Raw genomic sequence first — 1,004 nt, 5'->3', positions numbered from 1 at the left:
GTCGGCACCATCGGTCACGTCGACCACGGCAAGACCACGCTGACCGCCGCACTGACCAAGATCGGTGCCGAGCGCTTCGGTGGCGAGTTCAAGGACTACTCCTCGATCGACGCCGCGCCGGAAGAAAAGGCTCGTGGTATCACGATCTCGACCGCGCACGTCGAATACGAATCCGAGAAGCGTCACTACGCCCACGTCGATTGCCCGGGCCACGCTGACTACGTCAAGAACATGATCACCGGTGCTGCCCAGATGGACGGCGCGATCCTGGTCTGCTCGGCCGCTGACGGCCCGATGCCGCAGACCCGCGAGCACATCCTGCTGTCGCGTCAGGTCGGCGTGCCGTACATCGTTGTGTTCCTGAACAAGGCCGACATGGTCGACGACGCCGAGCTGCTCGAGCTGGTCGAAATGGAAGTGCGCGAGCTGCTGAGCAAGTACGACTTCCCGGGCGACGACACCCCGATCATCGCGGGTTCGGCCCGTCTGGCGCTGGAAGGCGACCAGAGCGACATCGGCGTGCCGGCCATCCTGAAGCTGGTCGACGCCCTGGACAGCTGGATTCCGGAGCCGGAGCGTGCGATCGACAAGCCGTTCCTGATGCCGGTGGAAGACGTGTTCTCGATCTCGGGCCGCGGCACCGTGGTGACCGGTCGTATCGAGCGCGGCATCATCAAGGTCGGCGACGAAATCGAAATCGTCGGTATCCGTCCGGTGCAGAAGACCACCGTGACCGGCGTTGAAATGTTCCGCAAGCTGCTGGACCAGGGTCAGGCAGGCGACAACGCTGGCCTGCTGCTGCGCGGCACCAAGCGTGACGACGTCGAGCGTGGCCAGGTTCTGGCCAAGCCGGGTTCGATCAAGCCGCACACCAAGTTCGAAGGCGAAGTGTACGTGCTGTCGAAGGATGAGGGCGGCCGTCACACCCCGTTCTTCAACGGCTACCGTCCGCAGTTCTACTTCCGCACCACCGACATCACCGGTGCAGCCCAGCTGCCGGAAGG

General features: G+C 64.1%; 1 protein-coding gene. It reads left to right on the top strand.

What is annotated here, in order from left to right; genetic code table 11:
* Nucleotides 1-1,004: elongation factor Tu (gene tuf, locus AC07M7_RS21100; RefSeq protein WP_495208222.1), on the top strand; the 1,004-nt coding region annotated here is incomplete at both ends.

This window comes from Stenotrophomonas sp. GW821-FHT09E08 (genome assembly GCF_059416125.1).
This window is presented reverse-complemented; position numbering and strand designations above follow the sequence as displayed.